Annotated in this window: 1 protein-coding gene; it reads right to left on the reverse strand. The window is 61.5% G+C overall.

Features of this window, described 5'->3' with window-relative positions; genetic code table 11:
- Positions 1 to 1,874, reverse strand: a 1,874-nt coding sequence (acs, locus tag PH547_RS33630) for an acetate--CoA ligase (protein WP_285170471.1), incomplete at its 3' end; no start/stop codon positions are given.
- Positions 1,875 to 1,886 lie beyond the last annotated feature (12 nt).

Genomic DNA, 1,886 nt, shown 5'->3' on the forward strand with positions numbered 1-1,886 from the left:
GCGCCGAAATCGTCTTCGGCGATCTTGCGCAGGATGCGGCGCATGATCTTGCCGGAGCGGGTTTTCGGCAGGCCCGGGGCGAACTGGATCTTGTCGGGCGAGGCGATCGGGCCGATTTGGGCACGAACATGTTTGACGAGCTCCTGGCGCAACGCATCCGAACCCTCCTGACCCGCCATCAGCGTCACGTAGCAATAGATGCCCTGACCCTTGATCGCATGCGGATAGCCGACAACGGCGGCCTCCGAGACATGCTGGTGCGAGACGAGGGCCGATTCGACCTCGGCCGTGCCGAGGCGGTGACCGGAGACGTTCAGCACGTCGTCGACGCGGCCGGTGATCCAATAATAGCCGTCCTCGTCGCGCCGGCAGCCGTCGCCGGTGAAATATTTGCCCTTGTAGGTGGAGAAATAGGTCTGGATGAAGCGTTCGTGATCGCCGTAGACCGTGCGCATCTGGCCGGGCCAGCTATCGGCGATGACGAGATTGCCGTCGGCCGCCCCTTCCAGCAGATTGCCCTCATTGTCCACCAATTGCGGCTGGACGCCGAAGAACGGGGTCGTCGCCGAACCCGGCTTCAGGTCGGTCGCACCCGGCAATGGCGTGATCATGTGGCCGCCGGTCTCCGTCTGCCACCAGGTATCGACGATCGGGCAGCGGCCATCGCCGACGACGTTATAGTACCATTCCCAGACTTCCGGATTGATCGGCTCGCCGACCGTGCCGAGCAGGCGCAGGCTGGAGCGCGACGAGCGCTTGACGAACTGATCGCCGGCACCCATCAGCGAGCGGATCGCCGTCGGCGCCGTATAGAAGATATTGACCTTGTGCTTGTCGATGACCTCCCAGAAGCGGCCCTGATCCGGGAAATTCGGCACGCCTTCGAACATCAGCGAGGTCGCGCCGTTCGCCAGCGGCCCGTAGACGATATAGGAATGGCCGGTCACCCAGCCGACATCGGCCGTGCACCAGTAGATGTCGCCGGGATGATAATCGAAGACATATTCATGCGTCATCGCCGCATAGACAAGATAGCCGCCCGTCGTGTGCAGCACGCCCTTCGGCTTGCCGGTCGAACCCGACGTATAGAGGATGAACAGCGGGTCTTCCGCCTTCATCTTCGCCGGCGGGCAGTCCGGTTTCACCTTGGCGACCTCCTCGTGATACCAGAGATCGCGACCCGGCGCCCAACCGGTCTTGCCGCCGGTGCGGCGCACGACCAGCACCTTTTCCACGGTGACATAGTGCCGGCCGGCAATGTGGATCGCCGTATCGGTATTGTCCTTGAGCGGCACCGGCTTGCCACCGCGCAGGCCCTCGTCGCAGGTAATGACGAAGGTCGACTGGCAATCGATGATGCGGCCGGCCAGCGCCTCCGGGGAGAAACCACCGAAGACGACGGAGTGCACGGCGCCAATACGGGCGCAGGCAAGCATCGCATAGGCGGCCTCGGGGATCATCGGCATGTAGATGGTGACGCGATCGCCCTTCTTGACGCCCTGCTTCTTCAGGACATTCGCCAGTCGGCAGACATGCTCGTAGAGCTCGTTATAGGTGATCTTCTTGTCGATATAGGGATTGTCGCCCTCCCAGATGAAGGCCACGTCATCGCCGTGCTTCTTCAGGTGGCGGTCGATGCAATTGTAGGAGACGTTGGTCAGTCCGTCTTCGAACCATTTGATTGAGACCTTGCCCGTGAAAGACGTGTTCTTGACCTTGGTGTAGGGCTTGAACCAGTCGATGCGTTCGCCGTGCTTGCCCCAGAACCTGTCGGGATCCTCGACGCTTTGCTTGTACCATTTCTGATATTTCGCCGCGTCGATCAAAGCGCGCGCTTGAACCGGCTTCGTCACCGGATGAATCTTTTCCGACATCATTTCCTCCTC

The organism is Rhizobium cerradonense, from assembly GCF_030182455.1.
Taxonomy (GTDB): domain Bacteria; phylum Pseudomonadota; class Alphaproteobacteria; order Rhizobiales; family Rhizobiaceae; genus Rhizobium.